20 protein-coding genes, 1 tRNA gene and 2 pseudogenes are annotated in these 25,476 nt (G+C 71.5%); 17 read left to right on the top strand and 6 right to left on the bottom strand.

The window, feature by feature from the left end; translation table 11 throughout:
- Position 1: 1 nt before the first annotated feature.
- The 8 genes and pseudogenes from ACTB72_RS04550 to ACTB72_RS04585 all read left to right on the top strand — a co-directional run.
- The gene (locus tag ACTB72_RS04550; protein WP_463035803.1) at positions 2 to 994 is read left to right on the top strand and encodes an ABC transporter ATP-binding protein; all 993 of its coding nucleotides are present in this window, start codon (positions 2 to 4) and stop codon (positions 992 to 994) included.
- Positions 991 to 2,019: an ABC transporter ATP-binding protein gene (locus ACTB72_RS04555; RefSeq protein WP_463035804.1), complete on the top strand. Its 1,029-nt coding sequence runs from the start codon at positions 991 to 993 to the stop codon at positions 2,017 to 2,019. The genes ACTB72_RS04550 and ACTB72_RS04555 overlap by 4 nt, the downstream gene beginning before the upstream one ends.
- Before the next feature lie 113 nt (positions 2,020 to 2,132).
- Positions 2,133 to 3,518, top strand: a complete 1,386-nt coding sequence (locus ACTB72_RS04560; RefSeq protein ID WP_463035805.1) for an aminotransferase family protein — start codon at positions 2,133 to 2,135, stop codon at positions 3,516 to 3,518.
- Positions 3,519 to 3,627: 109 nt separating this feature from the next.
- Positions 3,628 to 5,142 carry an aldehyde dehydrogenase family protein gene (locus ACTB72_RS04565; RefSeq protein WP_463035806.1) on the top strand — a complete coding sequence of 505 codons (1,515 nt, stop codon included), beginning with the start codon at positions 3,628 to 3,630 and terminating at the stop codon, positions 5,140 to 5,142.
- Between the two features lie 172 nt (positions 5,143 to 5,314).
- The gene (locus ACTB72_RS04570; protein ID WP_463035807.1) at positions 5,315 to 6,550 is read left to right on the top strand and encodes an acetyl-CoA C-acetyltransferase; all 1,236 of its coding nucleotides are present in this window, start codon (positions 5,315 to 5,317) and stop codon (positions 6,548 to 6,550) included.
- A 216-nt stretch (positions 6,551 to 6,766) separates the two neighbouring features.
- Positions 6,767 to 7,252 carry a hypothetical protein gene (locus ACTB72_RS04575; protein WP_463035808.1) on the top strand — a complete coding sequence of 162 codons (486 nt, stop codon included), beginning with the start codon at positions 6,767 to 6,769 and terminating at the stop codon, positions 7,250 to 7,252.
- Positions 7,253 to 7,391: 139 nt separating this feature from the next.
- Complete coding sequence (locus ACTB72_RS04580; RefSeq protein ID WP_463035809.1) at positions 7,392 to 7,964, top strand: hypothetical protein; 573 nt, start codon at positions 7,392 to 7,394, stop codon at positions 7,962 to 7,964.
- A gap of 75 nt (positions 7,965 to 8,039) precedes the next feature.
- Positions 8,040 to 8,765, top strand: a pseudogene (locus ACTB72_RS04585) (SMP-30/gluconolactonase/LRE family protein); the annotation flags it as partial.
- Positions 8,766 to 8,888: 123 nt separating this feature from the next.
- Here ACTB72_RS04585 and ACTB72_RS04590 read toward each other — a convergent pair.
- Together ACTB72_RS04590 and ACTB72_RS04595 are read right to left on the bottom strand one after the other, a co-directional pair.
- Positions 8,889 to 10,226, bottom strand: a complete 1,338-nt coding sequence (locus tag ACTB72_RS04590) for a UDP-glucose dehydrogenase family protein (RefSeq protein WP_463035810.1) — start codon at positions 10,224 to 10,226, stop codon at positions 8,889 to 8,891.
- Between the two features lie 179 nt (positions 10,227 to 10,405).
- Positions 10,406 to 10,482, bottom strand: a tRNA-Arg gene (locus ACTB72_RS04595).
- 272 nt (positions 10,483 to 10,754) lie between these two features.
- On the opposite strand from ACTB72_RS04595, the gene ACTB72_RS04600 reads away from it, so the two are divergent.
- Complete coding sequence (locus ACTB72_RS04600) at positions 10,755 to 11,948, top strand: FAD-dependent monooxygenase (RefSeq protein ID WP_463035811.1); 1,194 nt, start codon at positions 10,755 to 10,757, stop codon at positions 11,946 to 11,948.
- A 4-nt stretch (positions 11,949 to 11,952) separates the two neighbouring features.
- On the opposite strand, the gene ACTB72_RS04605 is transcribed toward ACTB72_RS04600, so the two are convergent.
- A complete protein-coding gene (locus tag ACTB72_RS04605) occupies positions 11,953 to 12,582 on the bottom strand; it encodes an alpha-ketoglutarate-dependent dioxygenase AlkB family protein (RefSeq protein WP_463035812.1) in 630 nt (209 codons plus the stop codon).
- A 48-nt stretch (positions 12,583 to 12,630) separates the two neighbouring features.
- On the opposite strand from ACTB72_RS04605, the gene ACTB72_RS04610 reads away from it, so the two are divergent.
- The 4 genes and pseudogenes from ACTB72_RS04610 (at position 12,631) to ACTB72_RS04625 (ending at position 17,554) form a co-directional block, all read left to right on the top strand.
- Positions 12,631 to 13,200: a hypothetical protein gene (locus ACTB72_RS04610; protein ID WP_463035813.1), complete on the top strand. Its 570-nt coding sequence runs from the start codon at positions 12,631 to 12,633 to the stop codon at positions 13,198 to 13,200.
- Between the two features lie 214 nt (positions 13,201 to 13,414).
- The gene (gene dnaK / locus ACTB72_RS04615) at positions 13,415 to 15,346 is read left to right on the top strand and encodes a molecular chaperone DnaK (protein ID WP_463035814.1); all 1,932 of its coding nucleotides are present in this window, start codon (positions 13,415 to 13,417) and stop codon (positions 15,344 to 15,346) included.
- Between the two features lie 273 nt (positions 15,347 to 15,619).
- Positions 15,620 to 16,650: pseudogene (locus ACTB72_RS04620) on the top strand (molecular chaperone DnaJ).
- A gap of 187 nt (positions 16,651 to 16,837) precedes the next feature.
- A complete protein-coding gene (locus tag ACTB72_RS04625; RefSeq protein WP_463035815.1) occupies positions 16,838 to 17,554 on the top strand; it encodes an SIMPL domain-containing protein in 717 nt (238 codons plus the stop codon).
- 9 nt (positions 17,555 to 17,563) lie between these two features.
- Here the strand turns inward: ACTB72_RS04625 and ACTB72_RS04630 are convergent, their stop codons facing one another.
- Positions 17,564 to 18,811 (bottom strand): capsular polysaccharide export protein, LipB/KpsS family, encoded by a 1,248-nt coding sequence (locus ACTB72_RS04630; RefSeq protein ID WP_463035816.1) that lies wholly within the window; start codon positions 18,809 to 18,811, stop codon positions 17,564 to 17,566.
- 185 nt (positions 18,812 to 18,996) lie between these two features.
- Between ACTB72_RS04630 and ACTB72_RS04635 the strand changes: the two genes are divergently transcribed.
- The gene (locus tag ACTB72_RS04635) at positions 18,997 to 20,349 is read left to right on the top strand and encodes a capsule biosynthesis protein (protein WP_463035817.1); all 1,353 of its coding nucleotides are present in this window, start codon (positions 18,997 to 18,999) and stop codon (positions 20,347 to 20,349) included.
- A gap of 20 nt (positions 20,350 to 20,369) precedes the next feature.
- Here ACTB72_RS04635 and ACTB72_RS04640 read toward each other — a convergent pair whose 3' ends face one another.
- Together ACTB72_RS04640 and ACTB72_RS04645 are read right to left on the bottom strand one after the other, a co-directional pair.
- Positions 20,370 to 21,521 carry a polysaccharide biosynthesis/export family protein gene (locus tag ACTB72_RS04640; protein ID WP_463035818.1) on the bottom strand — a complete coding sequence of 384 codons (1,152 nt, stop codon included), beginning with the start codon at positions 21,519 to 21,521 and terminating at the stop codon, positions 20,370 to 20,372.
- A gap of 187 nt (positions 21,522 to 21,708) precedes the next feature.
- A complete protein-coding gene (locus ACTB72_RS04645) occupies positions 21,709 to 22,089 on the bottom strand; it encodes a hypothetical protein (RefSeq protein WP_463035819.1) in 381 nt (126 codons plus the stop codon).
- 376 nt (positions 22,090 to 22,465) lie between these two features.
- Here ACTB72_RS04645 and ACTB72_RS04650 point away from each other — a divergent pair, with 376 nt between their 5' ends.
- The 3 genes from ACTB72_RS04650 to ACTB72_RS04660 form a co-directional block, all read left to right on the top strand.
- Positions 22,466 to 23,290 carry an ABC transporter permease gene (locus ACTB72_RS04650; protein WP_463035820.1) on the top strand — a complete coding sequence of 275 codons (825 nt, stop codon included), beginning with the start codon at positions 22,466 to 22,468 and terminating at the stop codon, positions 23,288 to 23,290.
- The gene (locus tag ACTB72_RS04655) at positions 23,287 to 24,054 is read left to right on the top strand and encodes an ABC transporter ATP-binding protein (protein WP_463035821.1); all 768 of its coding nucleotides are present in this window, start codon (positions 23,287 to 23,289) and stop codon (positions 24,052 to 24,054) included. Before ACTB72_RS04650 ends, ACTB72_RS04655 begins: the two co-directional genes overlap by 4 nt.
- 1 nt (position 24,055) lies before the next feature.
- Positions 24,056 to 25,476, top strand: a 1,421-nt coding sequence (locus ACTB72_RS04660) for a hypothetical protein (protein ID WP_463035822.1), incomplete at its 3' end; no start/stop codon positions are given.

Consider the following 25,476-nt stretch of genomic DNA (forward strand, 5'->3'; position numbering starts at 1 on the left):
CATGGAACCGATCCTGTCCGTCCAGGACCTGCAGGTCCAGTTCGACACCCGCCATGGGCGCGTCACGGCGCTGGCGGGCATCAGCCTCGACGTCATGCCGGGGGAGACGCTGGGCATCGTCGGCGAGTCCGGCTGCGGAAAATCCATCACCGCGCTGGCGATGATGGGGCTGATCCCCAACCCGCCAGGCCACCTCACCGGGGGCCGCATCCTGTTCGAGGGCGAGGACATCACCCGCGCCGACGCGCGGCGCATGCGCCAGCTGCGCGGCCGCGACATCTCGATGATCTTCCAGGAGCCGATGACCTCGCTGAACCCCGTCTTCACCGCCGGCGACCAGATCGCCGAGGCGATCATGCTCCACCAGGATGTGTCCAAGCGCGAGGCGCGGGACCGGGCGGTGGAACTGCTGAAGACTGTGGGGATCCCCGAGCCTGCCCGCCGCGCGTCCTCCTATCCGCATGAGATGTCGGGGGGGATGCGTCAGCGGGTGATGATCGCCATGGCGATCTCCTGCCGGCCCAAGGTGCTGATCGCGGACGAGCCGACCACCGCGCTCGACGTCACCGTGCAGGCCCAGATCTTCGACCTGATGCGCGAGATTCAGGAGACGTTCGGCGTGGCCATCGTGATGATCACCCATGACATGGGCGCCATCGCCGAAATGGCCGACCGGGTGGCGGTGATGTATGCGGGCCGGGTGATCGAACAGGGGCTGGCCGACGACATCCTCGACGATCCGCGCCACCCCTACACCGCCGGCCTGATCGGCTGCATTCCCGCGCTCGGCCGGGCGGCGGCGTCCACCGAGCGGCTGCCGGCCTTGCAGGAGATCCCCGGCGTGGTGCCGCCGCTGCATCTGCTGGGCGACGGCTGCGCCTTCGCCGAGCGTTGCGCGCGGGTCCACGACCGCTGCCGCCGCGAACGGCCCGGCCTGCTCGGCGCCGGTCACGCCACCGCCTGCCATGCCGCCGAGACGGAGGTCGCCGCATGAGCGTCGCAACCCCCTTCCCCGCGACCTCCCCCACTCCCGCCCCCGGCGCGACCCCGCTGCTGGAGGCGGCGGCCCTCTCCGTCCGCTTCCCGATGCCGAAGAAATCGCCCTTCGCGGAGCGGGACCATCTGCACGCCGTGCGCGGGGTGGATTTCAAAGTCCACCACGGCCGCACGCTGGGCATCGTCGGCGAGTCCGGGTCCGGCAAGACCACCACCGCCATGGCCGCGGTGCGGCTGGTCGAACCCTCCGGCGGCGCGGTGATGTTCGAGGGCGAAAACATCCTCGCCCTGCCGCCCGAGCAGCTGCGCCTGCGCCGCCGGCACATGCAGGTGATCTTCCAAGACCCCTATTCGTCGCTCAACCCCCGCGACCGGGTCGGCGCCATCGTGCGCGAGCCGCTGGACCTGATGGACGTGGGCGAGAAGGCCGACCGCGCCGACCGGGTGCGCGAGCTGTTCGCGCTGGTGGGCCTGCGCCCCGACCAGATGAGCCTCTTCCCCCACCAGTTCTCGGGCGGGCAGCGCCAGCGCATCTCCATCGCCCGGGCGCTGGCGACCAATCCGAAACTGATCGTGTGCGACGAGCCCGTGTCGGCGCTCGACGTCGCCATCCAGGCGCAGGTGCTCAATCTGCTGCGTCGGTTGCAGGACCAGTTCGGGTTGTCGTATCTTTTCATCTCGCACGACCTCGGCGTCGTGCAGTTCATCTGCGACGACATCGCAGTGATGTATCTGGGCGAGATCGTCGAATACGCCGACCGGCCCACGCTCTTCGCCGCGCCCCGCCACCCCTACACGGCGGCGCTGCTCGACGCGGCCCCCTCGCTCGCCCGGCGCAAGTCGGCGGGCTATGCGCGGGCGGCTTCGGCGAAGGGCGATCCGCCCTCGCCGATGAACCTGCCCAGGGGCTGCGCCTTCGCCTCGCGCTGCCCCCGGGCCCAGGCGCGGTGCGCCAGCGAAAAACCCGCGCTGCGCCGCCTTGGCGAGGCCAAGGTCGCCTGCCATTTCCCGCTGGAGGGCTGACCCGCTCTGGCCCCCGATTTGGTCCAGCCTGGACCTAACGCCCCCCGTCCCGACGGTTTAGGACAGGCTCGCACCGCCTGCCGTCCCCGCGGGAGAGACCTAGGAGTACCGGAATGAACGTCGTCGCCAATGCCAACGATCTCTCCCATGTCATCGAGGCCGACAAGGCCCATGTCTGGCACCACCTGACCCAGCACAAGGCGTTCGAGACCTCCGATCCGCGCGTGATCGTCGAGGGCAAGGGCCTGAAGGTCTGGGACGCCACCGGGCGCGAGATGCTGGACGCCGTGTCGGGGGGCGTGTGGACCGTCAATGTCGGCTACGGGCGCGAGCGGATCGCCAATGCGGTGCGCGATCAGCTGGTCAAGATGAACTACTTCGCCGGGGCCGCCGGCTCGATCCCCGCCGCGCTCTTCGCCGAGAAGCTGATCGAGAAGATGCCGGGAATGTCCCGCGTGTACTACTCGAACTCCGGCTCCGAGGCGAACGAGAAGGCCTACAAGCTGATCCGCCAGATCGCCCACAAGAAATACGGCGGCGAGAAATACAAGATCCTGTTCCGGGAGCGGGACTACCACGGCACCACCATCGCGGCCCTCGCTTCGGGCGGACAGCCCGAGCGCGCCATGCAGTACGGCCCGTTCCCCGACGGCTTCGTGCAGGTCCCGCATTGCCTCGAATACCGCAAGCAGTGGGACGTGGAGAACTACGGCCAGCGCGCCGCCGACGCCATTGAGGAAGTGATCCTGCGCGAAGGCCCCGAAACCGTGGGCGGCCTGGTGCTGGAGCCGATCACCGCCGGCGGCGGCGTCATCGTCCCCCCGGCCGGCTACTGGGAGCGGGTGCAGGAGATCTGCGCGAAATACGACATCCTCCTGCATATCGACGAGGTCGTCTGCGGCATGGGCCGGACCGGGACCTGGTTCGGCTACCAGCAGTTCGGCGTGAAGCCCGATATCGTGACCATGGCGAAGGGGCTCGCGTCGGGCTACGCGGCGATCTCGTGCACCGTGACCACCGAGCGCGTGTTCGACATGTTCAAGGACGACGCCTCCGACCCGCTGAGCCATTTCCGCGACATCTCCACCTTCGGCGGCTGCACATCGGGCCCCGCCGCGGCGCTGGAGAACCTGGCGATCATCGAGGAGGAGGGTCTCCTTGAGAACACCGTCGCCCGCGGCGCGCAGCTGATGGCGCGGCTGGAGCAGATGAAGGCCAAGCACGCCATCGTCGGCGACGTGCGCGGCATGGGCCTGTTCCAGGGCGTCGAGATGGTGGCGGACCGGGAGACGAAAGCGCCGCTGGACGAGAAGATCGTCGCCCGCATCGTGGCCGAGACCGGCGCGCGCGGCGTGATGATCGGCATGACCAACCGCTCGCTGCCCGGGCTGAACAACACGCTCTGCCTCTCGCCGGCGCTGATCGTCTCCGCCGCCGAGATCGACACGATCGCCGATGCGGTGGACGCCGCCATCGGGGCCGTCGCCGCCACGCTCTGACCTGACCTGCAAGACCCGGCCTTCCCTTGGGAGGCCGGGGACCTCACCGCGGCCGCCCCCGGCGACCGCGCTCGATTCCCGCGCCCTGCGCCGACCCGGACCGACCGCCATGAACAAGCCCTTCTCGCCGCTCGACGCCGCCGACACCGACCCGGAGGCCCGCGCGCAGGCCTGGCTCGCCGCGCTGGAGCGGCGCAACCTGATCGGGGGCGCGCTGGTCGAAGCGCCAGGCGAGGGCATGGCGGTGAACGAACCCGCCCATATGCGGGTGCTCGGCATGGCCGCCGCCTCGGGCCCGGAGGAGGTCGACGCCGCGGTGCAGGCCGCCGCCGCAGCCCAAGCCGCCTGGGCCGCGATGCCCGCCCGCGCCCGCGGCAAGCTGGTGGCCGAAGCCGGGCGGCGCCTGCTGGCCCAGTCCGAGCCGCTGGCCCGCCTGCTCGCCCGCGAAACCGGCAAGGCGCTGCGCACCGAGTGCCGGGGCGAGCTGGCGGTGGCCGCCGACCTGCTGGAATTCCACGGCGGCCTCGGGTCGGAGCTGAAGGGCGAGACCATCCCCTTCGACCCCAGGACCCTGTCGGTGACGATGCGCGAGCCGCTGGGCGTGGTCGCCGCGATCCTGCCCTGGAACGTGCCGCTGGTGCTGATGATGCTGAAGATCGCGCCCGCGCTCGTCGCCGGCAACACCGTGGTGGTGAAGGCGGCCGAGGAGGCGCCCTTCGCCACGCTCGCCGCCGCCGCGATCCTCGACGCGGTGCTGCCGTCCGGCGTGGTCAACGTGGTGGTCGGCGACGGGCTCGAATGCGGCGCCCCGCTGACCAATCACCGGCTGGTCGCCAAGATCACCTTCACCGGCTCGGAGGAAGTCGGCGAGACGGTCTACGGGGCGGGCGCCGACCGGATCATCCCGGTGTCGCTGGAGCTCGGCGGCAAGTCCCCGATGATCATCTGCGCCGACGCGGATCTGGAGAAGACGGTGGCCGGCGCCGTCTCCGGGATGCGCTTCACCCGACAGGGGCAAAGCTGCACCGCCGCCTCGCGCATCTACGTGCACCGGGACCTCTACGACCGCTTCCTCGAGGGCCTGACCGCGAAGCTGGAGGCGTTGGTGATCGGCGATCCGCTGGATGAGGCGACGGACGTCGGGACCATCATCTCGGAGGCCCAGAAGGCGACGGTGGAGCGCTACGTCGCCATCGCCGAGGCGACGGAGGGCGCCGAGGTCCGCCGCATCGGCAAGACCCCCGAGGCCGGCGTCGCCCCCGACCTCTTCATGCGGCCGACCCTGCTGCTCGGCCTGCCCGAAGACAGCCCCTGCGTGCGCGAGGAGATCTTCGGCCCGGTGGCTGTGATCCAGCCCTGGGACGACTACGAGGCGGTGATCGCCGCCGCCAACGCCACCCGCTACGGGCTGGCGGCGACGATCTGGACCCGGGATCTGGGGGTTGCGCTCGACGCCTCGCGCCGGGTCAATGCGGGCTATGTGCAGGTGAACCAGAACCTCACCATCCAGCCGAACCTCAGCTATGGCGGCTTCGGCCGCTCCGGCCTCGGCAAGGAGGCGTCGCTGGAGGCGATGCTGGCGCATTTCACCCGGTCGAAGACCATCGTGCTCGCCGCCATGTGAGGGGACCGGCCCGGGCGGGAGGGCGTCCGCCCCCCGCCCGAGCCGGATGTCATCACGCAGTGCAGCACCACGTCGCGCCAGGCGGAACATGGTTTCATCGCTCGATTAAGGGGCTTATGCTCGCCCTCCGACGACGGCCGCCAAGGCCGCGTGCCATTGGAGAGGAATCGTCATGGCCGAAGCTTTCATCGTGGATCACTGCCGCACGCCCCGCGGCATCGGCAAGGTCGGCAAGGGCGCGCTGGCGGACATGCATCCGCAGCATCTGGGCGCCGCCGTGCTGTCGGCGCTCCGCGACCGCAACAACATCGACACCGCCCAGGTCGACGACATCATCTGGGGCTGCTCCAACCAGTCCGGCAAGCAGGGCGGCGACCTCGGCCGCATGTCCGCGCTCGACGCCGGCTATGACGTGCGCGCTTCGGGCGTCACGCTCGACCGGTTCTGCGGCTCGGGCCTCACCGTCGCGGCGCTGGGCGCGGCGACCGTCATGGCCGGCCTGCAGGACATCGTGATCTCGGGCGGCTGCGAGATGATGTCCTACGGATCCTCCCCCGAGGGCCGGCGCAAGGTCAGCTTCGACGGCGGCAACATGCGCCTGCGCGAGCGTCACCCCCAGGTCGGCCAGGGCATCTGCGCCGACGCCATCGCCACGCTGGAAGGGATTTCCCGCCGCGCGACGGAGGAGCTGGCCGTCGAATCGCAGGTCCGCGCCGCCCGCGCCATCGCCGAGGGCCGCTTCGACCGATCGCTCATCGAGGTCCGCAAGGCCGACGGCACCGTGGCGCTGAGCCATGAGGAGTTCCCCCGCCCGCAGACCACGCTCGAGGGTCTGGCCCAGCTCAAGCCCGCCTTCGAGGGCATGCTCGACATGCCGGTGGACGACACCGGCGTCACCCATCGCCAGCTGATCGAGAAGGCCTATCCGGACCTGAAGATCGAGCACATCCACCATGCCGGCAACTCGTCCGGCGTGGTCGACGGCGCCGCGGCGATGCTGGTGGCCTCGAAGGAGGCCTGCGAGGCCAACGGCTGGAAGCCGCGCGCCCGCATCGTCACCGCGGTGAACATCGGCGACAGCCCCGAGCTGATGCTGAACGCGCCGGTGCCGGCCGCCCGCAAGGCGCTGGCCCGCGCCGGCCTGACCGTGGACGACATCGACCTGTGGGAGATCAACGAAGCCTTCGCGGTGGTCGCCGAGAAGTTCATCCGCGATCTGAAGCTGGATCGTGACAAGGTGAACGTGAACGGCGGCGCGATGGCGCTGGGTCATCCGATCGGGGCCACCGGCTCCATCCTCATCGGCACCCTGATCGACGAGCTGGAGCGGCGCGACCTGAAGCGCGGCCTGGTCACCATGTGCGCCGCCGGCGGCATGGCCCCCGCGCTGATCATCGAGCGGGTCTGATCCTTCGGGGCGCGACAGCGCTCCCTCCAGAACGCTCCCCGAAAACGCGACGCGCGGCGCCCCCTGGGCGCCGCGCTTTTTCGTGGGGCGGGCGGGCGCGATGGACCGGCGCTCCCGCGTGCGGACCGGCCGGGCGCCGATGCGCTTCGCCGCGCCGTGACAGGGGCGACTGAGAACAACGCCCTCGGCCTACCCACTTGCGCCTCGGCGCGGGAGATGATCGCGACCACATCCCGAGCCGAGGATCCGACCTGGGCCTGCCCCCTCAAGGCGAAGGCGTCGAGCGGGGACGACCGGCAAGGTGCAGATCGCGCAGGGCGTGCTGGCCGCGGCGGCGTAGGCCTGCACCATGCGCGGCGTGGACAACCTCCTCAGCCTTCCGAGATCAAGCTCGTCTCCGGCCAGGCCGCCGGCTGGGACGCCGCCAAGGCGCGCACCATCACCGCGATCGTGTGGCAGCGGCGCCCCGACCTCTGCGCCGCCATCGGTTTCCGTGACGCAATGCACACCGGCACGGCGGCGGCGGCGAAGGAGGCGGGGAAGGCGGGCGAGACCGAGGCCAAGCTCCGCTCGCCCCTGAAGATGATCTCGGCGATACCATCGACGACGCCCATTTCCGGCCCCTCGGCCGCCTGCAGCGACGCGGCCAGCCTAGACGGCCGGCGGCGGCGGCCTCCGGGGCCGTCGCCCCCCCTGACATGAGCGTGACGCGAGCTTCCCCGAAGCGGCGCTCCGGCTGCACGACCGCCGGATCCCCGATCCCCTGCTGGGCGCGATCCTCAGGAAGCGGTGGACCGCCAACGCCATCCCCTTCCGGCTGCGGGTGGGGCTGGCGCTGTTCATGAATGCGCAGATCCCCAGTTGCTGGTCGGCGGGCGATATCTCGGACACCGGGCTGCGGCTGGGCGAGTTCGCGCTGGTCACCCGCGCCATGATGACCGCGATGGCGGCGGGGGGATCGACCTGTCGGTCAGTTCGACCTGCGCGCCGCAGAACCTGGCGGCACGGGCGCTTGCCGTCGGCGGCGGGATGGCCCCTGTGGACCGCGATCCCCACCGCGCTGGCGCTGGGCGCGCTGGGCGGGCGGGTCAAAGGCGTCCTCATCGGGTTTCTCAGGCGGCAGGCGTTTCCGACCAACCTGATGGCGCTGATCGGCGTGCGGGCGGCGATGGACCTTCCGCCGCCAAGATACGCGATGGCGACCGCGGGCAGGTTTCTCGACGACGCCATCCGGTTCTTCATCGGAATCGGAGATGTCTTCGGCCTGCCGGTCCGCTTCCTGTTCATGGCGGTGATCGCGATCCTGATCCACATCACCGTCGCCCGGCTGCGCATCGGCTGGCGGGGGCTGGCGGGGGCTGGCGCCGCTCCGCCCGCAGCATGGGGATCAAGGTCCGCCAGGTGGCGCGCCTGACCTATGCGGCCTCGGGGTTTCCATCGGCGCTCGCCGGCGTGCTGATCGCCGCGCGCCTGCCGAGGGCGGGCGCCGGTGGACGGTCGCCCGGTTCGCTTCGCCCGCCCCGCCGACGCGCCCGAGCCGGCATCGCGAGGGTGCATCAGGAGGCGTCGCCGGCGCCCTTCCCTGACCGTCCCTCAGGCCATCTGTCTGGGCGACGAGAAATGCTTCAGCCGTTTGCGGTACCTCTATGTTTCCGCGCCGCAGCGCCTCCGGCAGCTCAGCTTCGGGGCGGTCCCGGCGCAACGGGTCTCCACGCGGCGCCCGCTCGCCCCATTCCGACCGCCCGTCGCTGGCGCGGTTCAAGGGCGTCGACGGCCTGTTCTTCGCGGGACGCGGCGACCTGCGGTTCGCCGATCGGGGCCTGACCGGCCTGCACCACCCCGCCGGGCGCCTCAGCCGGCTTGCTCCCGACGGGCGGCTCGACGCGGTCCGGTCCAACTTCCTCGCCCCAACGGGCTGGCGATGAGCCCGGACGAGACGATGATGCGCGTCGCCGTGCCCCGCGACCACGCGGTCTGGCGGGCGCCGCTGCTGCGGGACGGCCGCACCTCGAAGGCGGGTCGGTTCATCGCGATGGCGGGGGGCCGCGGACCGGAGGGGATGGGGCCGGACGCGGCCGGAACGCTCGCGGTCCGCGATTTCAGGCTCGGCGTGGTCTGGCCGTTCAGCGCGCTGGACAAGCCGATCCTGCGCATCCGCTCGCGCACCGGCCTGACGCCCGCCCATTGCGCCTATGGCGGGCGGCAGAACCGGGGCCTCTTCATCGCCGAATCCGACGGCGGCACGATCCTGCGGATCAGGCGCGACGCGCCCGGAAAACGGATGTTCCCAGGGGTCCGAGCGGGCCGGGGCGCATCCCCTGCCGCTCGGCCTTCCGCTTCAGCCCGCTTCCGGGGCGGCGTCGGGCCGGCCGATGGAGACGTAGCGGAACCCCGCCGCCACCGCCTCGGCCGGGGCGTAGACATTGCGCAGGTCGGCGAAGGCGTCGCCCCTCATCACGGAGCGCAGGCGCTTGAGGTCGATGGCGCGGAACTGGTTCCACTCGGTCAGCAGCACCACCACGTCGGCCCCTTCGGCGGCCGCATAGGCGTCGTCGACCCAGGTCACGCCGGGCAGCAGCGCTTCGCCCTCCCGCCGGCCCTGCGGATCGGTGACCGAGACCTTGGCCCCGCCGCCCACCAGCGACGGCACGATGACCAGCGACGGGCTGTCGCGCATGTCGTCGGTCTCGGGCTTGAAGGTCACGCCCAGCACGGCGATCCTCTTGCCGTTCACCGAGCCGCCGCAGAGGTCCATGACCTTGTCGACCATGCGCCGCTTGCGGGCGTCGTTGACCGCCATCACCGTCTCGACGATGCGCATCGGCAGGGCGTGGTCCTGCCCGATGCGGGCGAGCGCCGCGGTGTCCTTGGGGAAGCACGAGCCGCCGTAGCCCGGCCCGGCATGAAGGAACTTGGAGCCGATGCGCCCGTCCATGCCGATGCCCTTGGCCACCGCCTTCACGTCGCCGCCGACCTTTTCGCAGAGATCCGCGATCTCGTTGATGAAAGTGATCTTGGTGGCGAGGAAGGCGTTGGCGGCGTATTTGATCACCTCGGCCGACTCGAGCGTGGTGAACATCACCGGGGCTTCGCGCAGGGAAAGCGGGCGGTAGATCTCGGTCATCACCGCCTCGGCCGCTTCGGATTCGACGCCGCACACCACGCGGTCGGGGCGCATGAAATCCTCGATCGCCGCGCCCTCGCGCAGGAATTCGGGGTTGGAGGCGACCTCGAAGCGGATGTCGCGCCCGGTCTCCGCCAGGCGGGCGGAGATCACGCGGGCGACTTCGCGGTTGGTGCCGACCGGGACGGTGGATTTGGTGACCACCACCGCGCCGTCGTCGATCACGTCGGCGAGCTCGCGCGCGGCGGCGTAGACATAGGTCAGGTCGGCATGGCCATCGCCGCGACGGGTGGGCGTGCCGACCGCGATGAACACGGCCCGCGCGCCGGCCACCGCCTCGGCCAGATCGGTGGTGAAGCTCAGCCGGCCGGCGGCGACGTTGCGCGCCAGCATCTCGTCGAGGCCCGGCTCATAGATCGGCACGCCGCCGGCGCGCAGGGTCTCGACCTTGGCGGCGAGCTTGTCGACGCAGACCACGTCATGGCCGAAATCCGAGAAACACACCCCGGACACCAGACCCACATAGCCCGTCCCGATCATCGCGATCCGCATGCGTCTCTCCTCAGAAATTCGGCCCGGCGGGGGCGGCGCCTCATGTCGCGCAGCCGTGGTAGGTCAGCCCCTGCGTCCGGACAATAGGCTCTCGGGCCGCGGGCGGACGGCGATGAACGAAAAATCATGGATCGGGGCCGCATCGGCCGCGGCCGGGCGTGATGCGGGACCGGAAGCGATGGTGACCCCGACAGGACTTGAACCTGTAACCTGCCCCTTAGGAGGGGGCTGCTCTATCCAGTTGAGCCACGGGGCCATCCCTGGCGTGATAGCCGCGCCGGCCCCGCCGGGTCAACGCGTCGCTGGCGCCGCGACCGTCGAAATCGGGCCGCGGGGCGGTTGCGCGCCCGCCGATGTCGCCGCATCCCCTGTTCGCAGCGCTTCGCGCCCGCTATCGTTCGCGCACGAAGGATCGCCCGCCCCGCTCCGGCCTCGCAACGGCCCGACCGGGGCGTCGCCTCCGGGAATCACGACGCGCGGGGCCACGCCCGGCCGACGCGCGCGACCAATGCGAAGGGGGGCCCGCGCATGGGGCGCAGGCTGCAAGTGGCGCTGGCCGGGGCCGGCATCGGCGGGCTCGCCATGGCCGTGGCGCTTGGCCGCGCCGGGCATGGCGCCGCCGTGATCGAACGCGCGCCCGCGCTGACCGAGGTCGGCGCCGGGCTTCAGCTGTCGCCCAACGCCATGCGCGCGCTCGACGCGCTGGGGGTGGGCGAGGCGGTGCAGGCCGTGGCCTCGCGGCCCGAGGCGGTGGTGCTGCGGCTGCATGGCTCGGGCCGGCAGGTGTATCGTCTGGCGCTGGGCCGCACGGCGGAAACGCGCTGGCGCGCGCCCTATCTGCACATCCACCGCGCCGATCTGCTGTCGATCCTGGAGCGCGCGGCGCGGGATGCCGGGGCGGAGATCCGCACCGGCGTGACGGCGGAACGCGCCGGAGACATCCGCGGCGGCGCGGCGCTGCATACCGATGCGGGGCGGATCGAGGCGGATCTGGTGATCGGCGCCGACGGCGTGCGATCCGTGGTGCGCGAGGCGCTGACCTCGCGCGGGCGGCCGCGCTATTCCGGCTTCGTCGCCTGGCGCGGCACGGTCCCGGCGGATCGCCTGCCGGCGGGGCTTCTGGCGCCCCGCTGCACGGTGTGGATGGGTCCGCGCCGGCATCTGGTGACCTATCCCCTGCGCGAAGGCCGGCTGCTGAACTTCGTGGCGGTGGAGACGCGCGAGGAATGGACGGCCGAGGGCTGGTCCGCCCCCGGCGATCCCGACGCGCTGCGCGCCAGCTTCCACGGCTGGCATGAGGAGGTCGGCGCGCTCTTCGCCGCGGTCGACGAGACCTATCAATGGGGCCTCTTCCGCCACGCGCCGCTCGCGCGCTGGCATGAGGGGCGGGTGGCGGTGACCGGCGATGCCGCGCATCCGACGCTGCCGTTCCTCGCCCAGGGCGCGGGTCTCGCGCTGGAGGATGCGGCGATGCTCGGCCGGGCGCTGACCAGCCATGAGCTGACGTCCGGCCTTGCGGCCTGGGAGGCGGCGCGCAAACCGCGGGCGACCTGGCTGCAGGCGGCCGCGGCGCGGACCGGCAGGCGCTTCCACTCCCGCTCCATCCCCGAGCAGATGGCGAAGGCGGCGGCGCTGGCACTGCTGGCGCGGGTCGCGCCGGACAAGGCCCAGGGGCTCAACGACCGGATTTACGCCTACGACCCCGTCCGCGCCCCGATCTGAGGGATCACCCCCGCACCACCCGCAGCGTCAGGTTGATCCGCCCGCCCGCCGGCAGCAGGGTCGAGCCGCCGAAGCCGATCCGGTCCACCCCGTGAAAGGCGAGCCGCGACGCCCCGCCGAGCCGCGCCACATCCCCGCTTTCGAGCTTCACCGAGCGGGTCGGGTCGCTCCGCGCCGTCCCCCCCACCCGGAACGTCGCGGGATCGCCCAGCGAAATCGAGACCACCGGCGCCGCGAACTCGCCTTCGTCCTTGTCCTGATGCAGACCCATCCGCGCGCCCTCGCCATACCAGTTGACCAGGCAGCAGTCGGGGTCGTCGGGCCAGTCGGCCACCGCGCGCCAAATCTCCAGCACGGCGGGCGGGATCGGCGGCCAGGCCCCGCCCTCGGGGTGGCGGTCGGCGTAGCGGTAGCGGCCGCGCTCGATCACCCAGCCGAGCCGCCCGGCGGCGGTCATGCGCACCGACATCGGCTTGCCCCAGGCGGTGGCGAATCGCTGGAAGGGGGCGGCGGCGGCGACGGCGCGGATGTCGGCCACCATCGCCTCCTGCGCCGGGCGGTCGAGCCAGCCCTTCCAGATCTCCGCCCCGTTCAGCATCAGCGGCGCCGGCCGCCCCGCGGTTGCATCCGTCATCCGGGCCCCCATCTTGCGCCCCATGCCAGCCCCCGCAGGAGCCCGCCTTTGACCATCCTGTTCCGTCTGTTCCGCATCGCGTGGCGATTCTCCACCCTGATCGTGTTCCTCGCCATGCTGGGTCTGAACGTGGCGACGCTGACCGTGTCCGGCGTGGCGGCGGTGGCCAACGGCGCGCTGGCCGCGGTCGGGGTCGGCACCGTGGTCGGGCGCACCGCCGCCAGCGCGGCGGCGGCCGTCGCCCCGCGCAAGGCCGCGATCCGGGCGGCGACGCGCCGGGTTTCGACCCGCGTGGCGCGGGGGGCGGCGCGCAATGCCGGCGCGGTGCTGGCCGAGAGCGTGCCCTGGCTCGGCGCGGCCGCCGTGGTCGGCTTCACCGCGCTCGACCTGCGCGACGCCTGCGCCACGATGGACGATTTGCAGGAGATGGACGCGGCGCTGGGGCCGGAAGATCCGGCCAGCAGCCCCGCCGGAAACCCTGCCGAAACCCCCTCCATGCTCGATGCGGCGGCGGCGGAGGTCTGCGCCCTGCGCGTGCCCACGCTCGCCGAAATCCGGTCCGGGCTGGGGGGCGGGATCGCGGCCCCGCCCGCCCCCGCCGTCCCGCCGGGGCCCTGACGGTCGACCGGCAGCCCGCCCTCCGTCTGCCCCTGCGGCGCTTTGCGCTCGGGGGCGAACCTCACGCCCCGGATCGCTTGCAGCCTCCCCCCTCGGCGCCTATATCCCGGCCAAGCGTCACGCTCCGCCCCGCGGATCCGACGCGATGGGATGGAGGGCGGGGGCCGCGAGCGGACCCGGCCTCGCAGATCGCCGAACGAAAGGACGAACACGCATGTCTAAAGTCATTGGAATCGACCTCGGGACCACCAACAGCTGCGTCGCCATCATGGATGGCGCGAGCGCCCGGGTGATCGAGAACTCCGAGGGCGCGCGCACCACGCCCTCCATGGTCGCGTTCACCGAAGATGAGCGGCTCGTGGGCCAGCCGGCCAAGCGCCAGGCGGTCACCAATCCGGAAAACACCCTCTTCGCCGTCAAGCGCCTGATCGGGCGCCGGTATTCCGACAAGGCGGTGGAGAAGGACAAGGGGATGGTCCCCTACCATATCGTCGAGGGCAAGAACGGCGACGCCTGGGTGGAAGCCCGCGGCGAGAAGTACTCTCCCAGCCAGGTCTCCGCCTACATCCTTCAGAAGATGAAGGAGACGGCCGAGTCCTATCTGGGCGAGACCGTGACCCAGGCCGTGATCACCGTTCCGGCCTATTTCAACGACTCTCAGCGTCAGGCCACCAAGGACGCCGGCAAGATCGCCGGCCTGGAAGTGCTGCGCATCATCAACGAGCCGACCGCGGCGGCGCTGGCCTACGGGCTCGACAAGACCGAGGGCAAGACCATCGCGGTCTATGACCTCGGCGGCGGCACCTTCGACATCTCGATCCTCGAGATCGACGACGGCCTGTTCGAAGTGAAGTCGACCAACGGCGACACCTTCCTCGGCGGCGAAGACTTCGACATGCGCATCGTCGAATACCTCGCCGAAGAGTTCAAGAAGCAGTCCGGCGTCGACCTGACCAAGGATCGGCTCGCCCTGCAGCGGCTGAAGGAAGCCGCCGAAAAGGCGAAGATCGAGCTGTCGTCCTCCTCCCAGACCGAGATCAACCAGCCGTTCATCTCGATGGACCCCGACACCCGCCAGCCGCTGCACCTGGTGCTGAAGCTGTCGCGCGCCAAGCTGGAGTCGATCGTGGGCGACCTCATCGCCCGCACGCTCAAGCCCTGCGCCGACGCGCTGAAGGATGCCGGCGTCTCCAAGGCCCAGATCGACGAAGTGGTCCTGGTCGGCGGCATGACCCGCATGCCCAAGGTCATGGAAGAGGTCGCCAAGTTCTTCGGGAAGGAGCCCCACAAGGGCGTCAACCCCGATGAGGTCGTGGCCATGGGCGCCGCCATCCAGGCCGGCGTTCTGCAGGGCGACGTGAAGGACGTGGTGCTGCTCGACGTGACGCCGCTGTCGCTCGGCATCGAGACGCTGGGCGGCGTGTTCACCCGCCTGATCGACCGCAACACCACGATCCCGACCAAGAAGTCCCAGGTGTTCTCCACCGCCGACGACAACCAGACCGCGGTGACCATCAACGTCTTCCAGGGCGAGCGCGAGATGGCGCGGGACAACAAGTCCCTCGGCCAGTTCAACCTCGAGGGCATCGCCCCCGCGCCCCGCGGCCTGCCGCAGATCGAGGTCAGCTTCGATATCGACGCCAACGGCATCGTGTCGGTCGGCGCCAAGGACAAGGCGACGAACAAGGAGCAGAAGATCACCATCCAGGCCTCCGGCGGCCTTTCGGACGACGATATCGAGAAGATGGTGAAGGACGCCGAGGCCAACGCCGAAACCGACAAGAAGCGTCGCGAGGTGGTCGAAGCCCGCAATCACGCCGAAAGCCTGATCCACGGCGCCGAGAAATCGCTCGCCGAACATGGCGACAAGGCCGGCGAGACGGTGAAGGCCGAGATCGTGGCCGCGGTGGCCGCGCTCAAGGCCTCGATCGAGGCCGAGGCGCCGGAGGCCGAGGACATCAAGGCCAAGACCCAGGCCCTGACCGAAGCCTCGATGAAGCTGGGCGAGGCCATCTACAAGGCCCAGGCCGAAGCCGCAGGCCCGACCGACGCCGAAGCGCCCGAGGGCGGTCCGGCCAAGGCCGAAGACGATGTGCTCGACGCCGAGTTCACCGAAGAGAAGGACGACGGCCGCAAGGCCGGCTGACGCTGACGGCCGGTCCGGACCGGACCGGTCGCGACTGCGCGGCCCCGCCCCTGACCGGGGGCGGGGCCGTGGCGCGACCGGGCCCAGGGCCATATGCCGGCGATCCGCCCCGCAGCCGCGCGGCGGTTGACCACGGCCGGATCCCGGGGAACGGTGCGCAGGGCGCTCCCCCGACCCCAGGGCGATCCGCCGGGCGCGCAACCGTCGCATGAGGGACCGTGAGCAACGGTTCCGGGCGCATCGGGGCCAGGTGAAACGGGAGTGATGCGAAGCATGGCGAAACGCGATTTCTACGAGGTGCTCGGCATCGCCAAGGGCGCCTCCGAGGAAGAGATCAAGAAGGCCTACCGCACCCAGGCCAAGGCCACCCATCCCGACCGCAATCGGGATGATCCGGAAGCCGAGGGCAAGTTCAAGCTGGTCAACGAGGCCTATGACTGCCTCAAGGATCCGCAGAAGAAGGCGGCCTACGACCAGTTCGGCCACGCGGCCTTCGAGAACGGCGGCGGCGGCGCCCCCGGCGGCTTCCGCCCGGGCCCCGGCGGCCCCGGCGGCGATCCGAATTTCGGCTCGGCCTTCTCGGATGTGTTCGAGGATCTGTTCGGCGAATTCATGGGCGGCCAGCGCGGCGGTCAGCGTCGGCGCTCGGGCGCCGCGCGCGGCTCGGACCTGCGCTACAACCTGTCGGTGACGCTGGAGGAGGCGTTCAAGGGCAAGCAGGAGACGATCACCGTCCCCGGCTCGGTCCAGTGCGACGCCTGCAACGGCACGGGCGCGGAGGGCGGCGCCCAGCCGGCCGCCTGCCCCACCTGCTCCGGCCTCGGCAAGGTGCGGGCCCAGCAGGGCTGACCGGGACCCGCATCCGCCTCGCCAGCGAGGGCGAGGCCGGGGTGATGGGCGGGCCGAACGGCGACCTCTACATCTTCATCGAGGTCGAGACGCACTCGATCTTCGAACGCGACGGCGTCGACCTGCATTGCCGGATCCCGGTGCCGATGACCGCCGCCGCTTTGGGCGGGGAAATCGAGGCCCCGCTGATCGACGGCGGACGGTCCCGCGTCAAAGTCCCTGCCGGCGTCCAGGCCGGCAAGCAGCTGCGCCTGCGCGAGAAGGGCATGCCCAACCTGCGTGGCGGGCGGCGCGGCGACCTCTACCTCGAACTGGCGGTGGAGACCCCGGTCAACCTGACCTCGCGCCAGAAGGACCTGCTCAAGGAATTCGAAGAGGCCGGCAAGGACAACTCGCCCGGCGCCTCGGATTTCTTCAGCCGCGTCAAATCGTTCTGGGACGGCATGACCGGCTGACCGCCTCCGGCTGGGGTGTTCGGGCGCCTGGGTCCGACCGTCCGACCGACCTGGAAACCGCCGCCGCGCTTCGCCCGAAGCGCGGCGGCTTCGTCTCCGGGCCTCGAAAACGCCCCGCCGCCGCCGCAGGCCGGGTAAGATCCCGCGCTATCCGACACGTTCCGAGTTTTTCCGCAGGAGATCATCCATGCCCCGCCCGCTTCCCACGCTTTTCGCCGCCCTGACGCTGGCCGCGGTCGCCCAGACCGCCGTCGCCCAGAACAACGCGTCGCAGGCCTCCACCTGCCCCGGCCGCCTCGCGATCACCGGCATGGGCGAAACCGCCGCCGCCCCTGACCTGCTGCGCGTCAGCCTGCGCACCGAGACCGAGGCCGCCTCGCCGGCCGATGCGCTGAACGGAGCCGCCTCGCAGGCCCAGGCCATGCTCAAGGCGCTGAAGGACAAGGGCATCGCCGACGCCGACCTGCAGACCACCGAGGTCTCTCTCTACCCGGTCCGCGACGAGCCCAAGCAGGGCAAGGCCCCCGCCATCGTCGCCTGGCGGGCGGCGAACGGGCTCCGGGTGTCGCTGGTCGACATCGCGCGCTTCGGCGACGTGGTGAACGCCGCCGCCGACGCCGGGGCCACGGAGGTTTCGGGCATCAGCATGGAGATCTCCGAGACCGACGCCCTGATGGCCGAGGCCCGCGCCGCCGCGGTCAGGGACGCGATGGAGAAGGCCAAGGCGATGGCCGAAGCCGCGGGCCTGAAGCTCGGCGACGTGCTGGAGATGTCGGATGGCGGCCAGATCTCCTCGCCCCAGCCGATGTTCGCCCGATCGATGGCGGCCGAGGCGATGCCGATCGCCGAGGGGCAGCAGACCCTGTCGGCCACGGTCAACATGACCTTCGAGCTCTGCCGCTGAGGCGTTGCGTCAACCCGGTCCGGGCAGCCGGGCCGGGGCCAGCATCCGCTCGGCCATCGCGGCGGCGCCGGGGGCGAGGCCCTCGCCCTCGAACCCGCCGCGCAACTGGGTGGCCCAGCCGAGCGCGCCGAGCAGATCCGCGACGCGGGCCGGGTCGGGCGCCACGGGCGCCGTCCAGAAACCCGACAGCGGCTGCGGGTCGGTCATCCCATCGCGCGCGAACACCGCTTTTCCCAGCGCCTTGACCGGCACGCCGCGCCGCAGCGCCGAAAGCCCGACGGTCGAGTTCACCGTCACCACCCCCGCCGCGCGCGCCAGCATGGCGTTCAGGTCGCCGCCGTCGATCACCTCGACCCGATCCGCCGCGCCGTGGCGGGCGGCCTCGTCGCGCAGCAGGCTCCGCCACGGCGTCATGCCGTTGTCGCCGGGATGCTCCTTGACCAGCAGGCGGGCGGCCGCGGGCGCATGGCGGGCGAAGTCGCGGATCACGCCCGCCATCGTCACCCGCAAGTCCGGGTCGGGCCCGTGCACCCGGATCTGAAAATCGGTGCGCAGTTGCAGGGGGAGGAGGAACAGCGGCGCCTCGCCCCGCCCCCACGCCTCCCAGACCCGCGCCGCATGATCCCGGTCGCGGCGCGCCCGAAACGATTTCCACAGGAAACCGGCCCATTCCGCGGTCGGATGCCAGATCGCGTGCCGCTCATAATGCGGATGCGTGGCCCAGGAGAACAGGAGGTTCGCGAGGTTCCACCCCACGTCCAGCGCCGCGTATTCCGCGAAACTCGGGGGGAAGAGGCGCCGCTCCTCCGGCGGCTCGGCCCGGGCGAGCGCCGCCACCGCCTCGGGCGCCTCGGGCAGCGGCAAGGTGGGGCCGGCGCCGTTGGGTTCGACCGTCAGCCAGTCCGGGCGGACGAGGCCCAGTTCGACATGGTGCACGCGGATGCCCAGGCGCAAAGCCAGCGCCACCGCTTGCCCGTGCCGGGGGCGGTTGTTACCGAGCAAGGCGAGGTCGGTGATCCCCTCCCGCGCGATGACGTCGCCCAGGAAATCCGGCCAGCCGGCCGCGTCGCCCCGATAGGACCGTCCTCGCGGCCGGCGCCAGTAAAGCGCGTCGCCGGGGCACAGATGGATGCGATGCGCCTCCGCCCCCCGCGCCTCGAGCGCGCCCGCAAGCCGTGAGAAGAACAGCGAGGACGGCCCGTGCAGCATCAGAAACCGCCGGGAGGGCCGGGCGCGGGGCGGCATGGGCTGGGTCAAGCGGCGGGGCCTCCCGGGCCAGTCGAACGGGGCGTTCGCCCGCTTCTACACCCTCCCCCCATGGGGCGCGAGCCGGGGCGGCCGCGCGCGCCATGGGGGGAGCGGGGGACGCGGCGTCCGGGTTGACACCACCCCGCCCCGGGCCTAGCCCCGCGCCCGACGAGACGGACCGCGAGGGGACAGGCGTGCGCGACGAGGCCGAGACGCAGACCACCGCCCCCGGCCCGCGCCGGGCGCTGTTCCTGCAGGGCCCGCCGACGGCGTTCTGGTCCGAGCTCGCCGCCGAATTCGAGGCGCAGGGCCATGCCGCGCTGCGCGTCAACCTCTCCACCGCCGACCGCCTGCTGTGGCGCCGCCCGGGGGCCGCGAACTATCGCGGGACCCTCTCGGGCTGGCGGGCCTGGATCGCCGAGCACCTCGCGCGCGAGCAGGTCACCGACGTGCTCTATTTCGCCGACCGCCTGCCCTATCACGTCATCGCGGCGGAGGAGGCTGACCGGCTCGGCATCCCCTGCCACGCCGTCGAATTCGGCTATCTGCGCCCCGACTGGCTGACGCTGGAGCGGCGGGGCATGGGCGCGTTCTCGCATTTCCCCAACGATCCCGAGCAGATCCGCGCCATCGCCGCAGCGGCGCGCGCGGCGGGCGTCGCCCCCGACCTTGCGCCGCGCCACGGCCACCGCTTCGTGCGCGAGGCGCGCGACGAACTGATCTTCAACCTGGTCAACGCGCTCTTCTGCTGGCCCTACCCGTTCTATCAGATGGACAAGCGCTACCACGCGCTGACCGATTACGTGGGCTGGATCCCCAAGCTGCTGAAAATCCGCGCGCGGGACCGCCACGCGGCGGAGGTCGAGGCGCGATGCCTCTCGGGCGAGGCCCCCTATCACCTCGCGGCCCTGCAGGTGGAGGCCGACTATCAGCTGCGCGACAACGCCCCCTATGACAGCCTGCGCGAGGCGATCGACCAGCTCGTCGCCTCCTTCGCCCGCCATGCCGGGCCGGATCAGCGGCTGGTGTTCAAGCTGCACCCGCTCGACAACGGGTTGGAGAACTGGCCCCGCGCCGTGGCCCGCGCCGCGGCGGCGAACGGCGTGGCGGACCGGGTCATGCATCTCGACGGCGGGGCGCTGGATGGGCTGATCGCGGCGGCCGCGGGCGTGGTCTCGGTGAATTCGACGGTGGGGCTGCACGCGATCCGGGCGCAGCGCCCGACGCTGGCGCTGGGGGCCGCGGTCTACGACATCCCCGGGCTGACCCATCAGGGGCCGCTCTCGGCGTTCTGGACGGCGCCCGAGCCGGTGGACCGGAGCCTGTCGGATGATTTCGCGCTGGCGTTGGCGGCGGCGGCGCAGGTGAAGGGCTCGTTCTACGAAGCCTCGGGCCGCGCGCGGGCCAGGGCGGAGATCGTGGCCCGGATCGCCGCGGGCGAGGTCAACGGCTTCGGCGCCTACGTGCCCACGCCGCCGCGCCTGCCGGTGCGCCCGCGCGACGCGGACCGGGAGGAGGCCTGCGGGCCGGACGGGCGGCCGGGCTGACCGCCCCGCCCCGCCCCGCGTCAGTTCATGTCGTTGATCAGCCGCAGCGACGCCGCCGCCGGCGACAGCACCGAGGCCACGAGCCGCAGAACCTTGGTCGCGTTGGCGAAGCTGGCGTTGGCCACGTAGATGATGTCCCCGTCCTGCACCAGAAAGCGCCGCGCGAGGAAGAACGAGCCTGGATCCGACAGGTCGAGATTGTAGACCATCGGCGTCATCGGCCCGGAGAGCGCGGCCGAAGGCGGCACCGTCGCCCCGGGCAGCGAGGCCACCAGCGACAGCGGCTCGTAGCGGAACACGTAGACCGCCTCGGGATTGGCGAGACTGTCGTTGAGCCCGCCGGAATCGGCCAGCGCCTCGTCCAGGGTCACCACCTCGGTGGCGAAGGGGACGCGGCGCGCCCGGGCGGCGGCGCCCATCACCGAATAGCTCTCGTTCGAATCGAGCACGGTGATCACGTCGCCGGGCATCATCCGCACGTTCTGCGACGGCTCGCGCAGGATGCGGGAGAGATGGGTCTCGGCCTGCGCGTCGCCTCGGGTCAGCCGGACCAGCGCCCGATGCGCGGGGGCCGAGGTTCCGCCCGACGCGGCCAGCACGTCGAGCACCCGCTCCCCCACACCCAGCAGCGGCACGCGGCCGGACTTGGCGGCGCCATCGCCGATGACGGTGACGGCGGAGACGGGCGACCGGTCCAGCGTCACCAGCACCTGCGGGTCGATGGCCTTGCCCTGCAGGCCCTGGACGATGGCGTCGGCCACCGCCTCGGGCGTGCGGCCGGCGGCGCGCACCCGGCCCGCATAGGGCACCGAGATGTCGCCCGAGGCCCCGACCCGCTGCTTGGGCAGGCCCGAGCCGCGCGAGCCGCCCATCTGGCCGCCGCCGGAGAACACGCCGCCCTCGACCGCTTCCCAGATGGTGACCGAGACCTCGTCGCCGACCTTGAACGCGAAATTCTGTCCGCCGCCGCCGGTGAGATCCGAGGGGGGCTCCAGCCGCCGCCGGTCCAGCGCCGTCAGCGTCTCGGGCGTGATCGCCGCGAAGGCGAAGGGCTGAACCGTGGTGTCGGGATCCTCCACCGCGGCCAGAACCGCCCCGGAGGTGGGGCCGTTCATCGGGACGGAAGCGCATCCGGCAAGCGCCAGCGCCGCGCCGATCACCCAAACCCGCATGTTCCGCTTCTCCCCGTCCGCCGGCGGCATCCGCGCCCGCCGCTGCGCGCGGCGCGTCCTGCGCGCGGCGCCACCGGGTTGTGCATCGCCCGGGCGTCGCAGGCAACCCGCGGAACGCCACAGCCTCCGACGGCCGGGGGACGGGCAGGCGGCGCAGGCGGTCTGGCGGGCGGAGAGGCGGCGCGCCTCAGGCGACGCGGCGCCGGGACCGGACGCCCAGCGCCGCGCCGGACAGGGCGAGGCCCAGCAGGGTCAGCGCCGTGGGCAGCGGCACCGCGGAGGTGGCGGTCATCGCCTGCGGCGGGGGTTTCGGCATGCCATCGGTCGCCGCGAAGCCTTCCAGCGACGGCCGGTCGCAGCCGGGCGCGTCGATGCAGGGCCAGGCGCCGATGACGCGGGGCTCCGGGCCCGCCTCGGCGGGTTCCGCCGCGGCGGCGGACAGGTGATCGCCGAACAGCGCCGCATCGGCGGCCCCGGTCAGGTCGGTCTTCGCGGTGGCGGAGAGGCCGACGATTGCTGCAATCGCGAAGCCGAGGGCCGCGAGGCAAAGGGTCTGGCGCGGTTTCACAGGCGAATCTCCTTGCCTGATTGGTAATTCGCACCATGACATGCCCAATGTGACCCCAACGTGACCGATGCTGCACTGCGAAGACGCGGATCGCGCAGGGGCCGCAAGCGTGTCCTGCGTGCATCACAGAGGCGGAGCGGAACGCGGCGGGGGAGGCGCCGGCGCGCGAAGCGGGGGCGCGGCCCGGCCAGCCGAAACCGCCTGCTCGCCTTCGCCCCCCCGGCTGTGCTATCGGGACCGCAGCGCCCGCGCCGGCCGAGCTTCGGCCACGCGCCCGCGCGCCCCGTTCGCGACTTGTCCGCGCCGGCCGTTCGCGCCCGCCTCCCGCGCCTGCGACGCGCCCCCCGGACGACCGCCACCAGGAGACCGCCTTCGCATGGCGACCAGCACCGACCCGCGTTCCGGCCCCGCACCGATCCTTTCGGCCGAAACCTCGCCGTTCCGGGTGCATCTGCGGGTGGTGCGCGCGCTGCTGATGCGCGAGATGAGCGCCCGCTACGGCCGCACCTCGGGCGGGTATTTCTGGGCGGTGGCCGAGCCGGTGGGCATGATCATGATCACCTCGCTGGCGTTCTCGGTGCTGGCCCGCATGCCCGAGATCGGGCAGAGCTTCATGGTGTTCTTCGCCACCGGCTACCTGAGCTTCAACTTCTACCGCATCACCTCGCAGCAGATGTCGACCGCGGTGCGCAACAACTACGCGTTGCTGCAATATCCCAACGTCACTCCCTATGACGCGCTGATCGCCCGGCTGGTGCTGCAGACGCTGACCAATCTGTTCGTGGCGGTGATCATCCTCGGCTTCGCGATCTGGTGGACCAATGAGCCGGTGCGCCTCGACTTCCCGCTGATGGCCGGCGCGGCAGGCGCGGCCACGATGATGGCGGCCGGGGCGGGGTTCATGAACGCGGTGCTGTTCCACATCTACCCGACCTACGAGCAGATCTTCAGCATCGTCAACCGGCCGCTGTTCCTGGTCTCCGGCATCTTCTTCCTGCCCGAGAGCATGCCGACCCAGATCCGCGAATGGCTGGCCTGGAACCCCCTGGTCCATGTGATCTCGGCGTTTCGGGAATCGATCTACCCGGTCTATCACGCCACCCTCAGTTCGCTCGGCTATCCTTACGCGGTGGGGCTGGTGTCGCTGTTCTTCGGACTGATCCTGCTGAAACGCTACGACGAGAGGCTGGCCGAGCGGTGATCGAGCTTCAGGACATCTCCAAGGCCTATCCGATCAAGGGCGGGGTCAAGACGGTGCTGGAGGGTCTGACCATGACCATCCCGCGCACCCGCTCGCTGGCGCTGCTGGGCCGCAACGGCGCGGGGAAGTCGACGCTGCTGTCGATGATCGCGGGCTCGATCAAGCCCGACCGCGGCCGCATCCTGCGCCATTGCCGGGTCAGCTTCCCGCTGGGCTTCGCCGGGTCCTTCCACCGCGACATGACCGGCGCGCAGAACCTGCGCTTCGTGGCGCGGATCTACGGCGTGGACGAGGACATGCTGACCGACTACGTGTCGGACTTCGCCGAGCTCGGGCCCTATCTGGATCAGCCGGTGCGGGTCTATTCGTCGGGCATGAAGGCGCGGCTGGCCTTCGGGGTGTCGATGGGCATCGCCTTCGACACTTATCTGGTCGACGAGCTGACCGCGGTCGGCGACACCAACTTCCGGATCAAGAGTCGGCAGGTGTTCGAACACAAGCTGGCGACATCGAATGTGGTGATGGTGTCGCATTCGATCAATCAGCTTCGCGATTACTGCAATTGCGGCATGGTGCTGGAGAACGGCCGGGTCGAGATCTACGACGACCTGGAGGAAGCCATCGCGCGGCATGTCGAGAACATGCGCCTGTCGCGCGAAGACGACGGGGATGGGTCCCCGCGCGAGCGGCGACGCAAGCGCGAGGCCTCGCGCGTGAAAGCGCGCATGAAACGGCGCCGCGGGGCGCGGCGGGGAATGATCTGAGATGGACCGGAACGACAGGAACCCCGGCGCAGCCGCGCGCGGCGACGCCGCCGCCCAGGACGCGGAAGAGCTCGATCCCGCCGAGGACGCCGCGCGCCAGGCGAGGCGGCGCGAGCGCAGGCTCGCGCGCCGCGACGGCGACGCCGACGCCGACGTGGCGGAGACCGGCGCGGCCGCTTCCGGCGGAACCGAGGGCGGCGTCTCCCGGCGCGGCGGGGGCGGCGGGGGAGGCGGCGGCGGGGGCCGGCGCCGCTCGGTCGTGGTCGACGTGCAGAACGACGCCATCATCGCCCGCGCCCGGCGCCGCCGCTTCTGGGGCAAGGTGCGGCTCTGGCTCTCGTTCATCGTGCTGGTCGCGGCGCCCTCGATCGGGGCCGGCTGGTATCTGAACGCCGTCGCCGCCGACCAGTACGCCAGCCAGGTCAGCTTCGCGGTGCGCAGCCTCGACGCGCGGATCCCTTCGCCGGTGACCGAACTGTTCGGCGGCGGGGCCGATTCCACCGCCGGCGACAGCCAGATGCTGTTCGAATATCTGCAGTCGCAGCCGCTGGTCGAGCTGATCGGCCAGGACATCGACCTCGACGCCGTGTTCAACCGGCCCGAGGCAGACTGGCTGTTCGCGCTCGGCCATGACCGCACCATCGAGGAGCTGGTCGACTACTGGAACCGCGCCGTCACCGTGTCCTACGACACCTCGAGCGGCATCATCTATGTGGAGGTCCGCGCCTTCCGCCCCGACGACGCCCGCGACCTCGCCCGCGCCGCGCTGGCCGAGAGCGAGACGCTGATCAACGGGCTCAGCACCGGCGCACGGCAGGACTCGGTGCGCTTCGCCCAGGTCGACCTGGTGGAGGCCGAGGAACGGGTGCGCGAGGCGCGGGTGGCGTTGCAGGCGTTCCGCACGGGCCAGGGCACGGCCGACATCTCGGGCGACATCACCCAGCAGATGCAGCTGATCGGCCAGCTTCGCAGCCGGCGGGCCGAGGCCCAGTCGGAATACGACAGCCGCCAGGGCCTGCTCGGGGCCGACAGCCCGACGCTCTCGGCCCTGCGTCGGCGGGTGGAGAGCCTGGACGCCCAGATCGCCGAAGCCGAGGGCCGGATCTCCGCCGCCCCCCTGACCGGGGAACTGACCGAGGGGCGCGGATCCGCGGCGCTCGCCTCGCCCCGCGACACGCTGGCCGAGGCGGCCGGCACGCAGGAGGAGCTGGAGGTGGAGCTGGAGCTGGCGACGCGGATGTATGTGGCCGCCCAGTCGTCGCTGGAGGCGGCGCGGGCCGATGCGCGGCGCGCGCAGCGCTACCTCGCCAGCCACATCCCGCCGACCCTGTCGGAGGAGCCGGAATATCCGCTGCGGATCACCTGGACGCTGACGATCTTCGCGACGCTGCTGCTGTCCTGGTCGATCCTGCAGCTGATCAT

The sequence above is a fragment of the Albimonas sp. genome (assembly GCF_055129145.1).

Excerpts from the sequence above, each read along its gene's own strand:
- ACTB72_RS04590 (WP_463035810.1), bottom strand. The coding sequence starts at position 10,226 with ATGCGGATCGCGATGATCGGGACGGGCTATGTGGGTCTGGTGTCCGGG.
- ACTB72_RS04560 (WP_463035805.1), top strand. The coding sequence starts at position 2,133 with ATGAACGTCGTCGCCAATGCCAACGATCTCTCCCATGTCATCGAGGCC.
- ACTB72_RS04605 (WP_463035812.1), bottom strand. The coding sequence starts at position 12,582 with ATGACGGATGCAACCGCGGGGCGGCCGGCGCCGCTGATGCTGAACGGG.
- ACTB72_RS04600 (WP_463035811.1), top strand. The coding sequence starts at position 10,755 with ATGGGGCGCAGGCTGCAAGTGGCGCTGGCCGGGGCCGGCATCGGCGGG.
- ACTB72_RS04575 (WP_463035808.1), top strand. The coding sequence starts at position 6,767 with ATGATCGCGACCACATCCCGAGCCGAGGATCCGACCTGGGCCTGCCCC.
- ACTB72_RS04550 (WP_463035803.1), top strand. The coding sequence starts at position 2 with ATGGAACCGATCCTGTCCGTCCAGGACCTGCAGGTCCAGTTCGACACC.
- ACTB72_RS04650 (WP_463035820.1), top strand. The coding sequence starts at position 22,466 with ATGGCGACCAGCACCGACCCGCGTTCCGGCCCCGCACCGATCCTTTCG.
- ACTB72_RS04565 (WP_463035806.1), top strand. The coding sequence starts at position 3,628 with ATGAACAAGCCCTTCTCGCCGCTCGACGCCGCCGACACCGACCCGGAG.
- ACTB72_RS04640 (WP_463035818.1), bottom strand. The coding sequence starts at position 21,521 with ATGCGGGTTTGGGTGATCGGCGCGGCGCTGGCGCTTGCCGGATGCGCT.
- ACTB72_RS04570 (WP_463035807.1), top strand. The coding sequence starts at position 5,315 with ATGGCCGAAGCTTTCATCGTGGATCACTGCCGCACGCCCCGCGGCATC.
- ACTB72_RS04625 (WP_463035815.1), top strand. The coding sequence starts at position 16,838 with ATGCCCCGCCCGCTTCCCACGCTTTTCGCCGCCCTGACGCTGGCCGCG.
- ACTB72_RS04580 (WP_463035809.1), top strand. The coding sequence starts at position 7,392 with ATGAATGCGCAGATCCCCAGTTGCTGGTCGGCGGGCGATATCTCGGAC.
- ACTB72_RS04555 (WP_463035804.1), top strand. The coding sequence starts at position 991 with ATGAGCGTCGCAACCCCCTTCCCCGCGACCTCCCCCACTCCCGCCCCC.
- dnaK (WP_463035814.1), top strand. The coding sequence starts at position 13,415 with ATGTCTAAAGTCATTGGAATCGACCTCGGGACCACCAACAGCTGCGTC.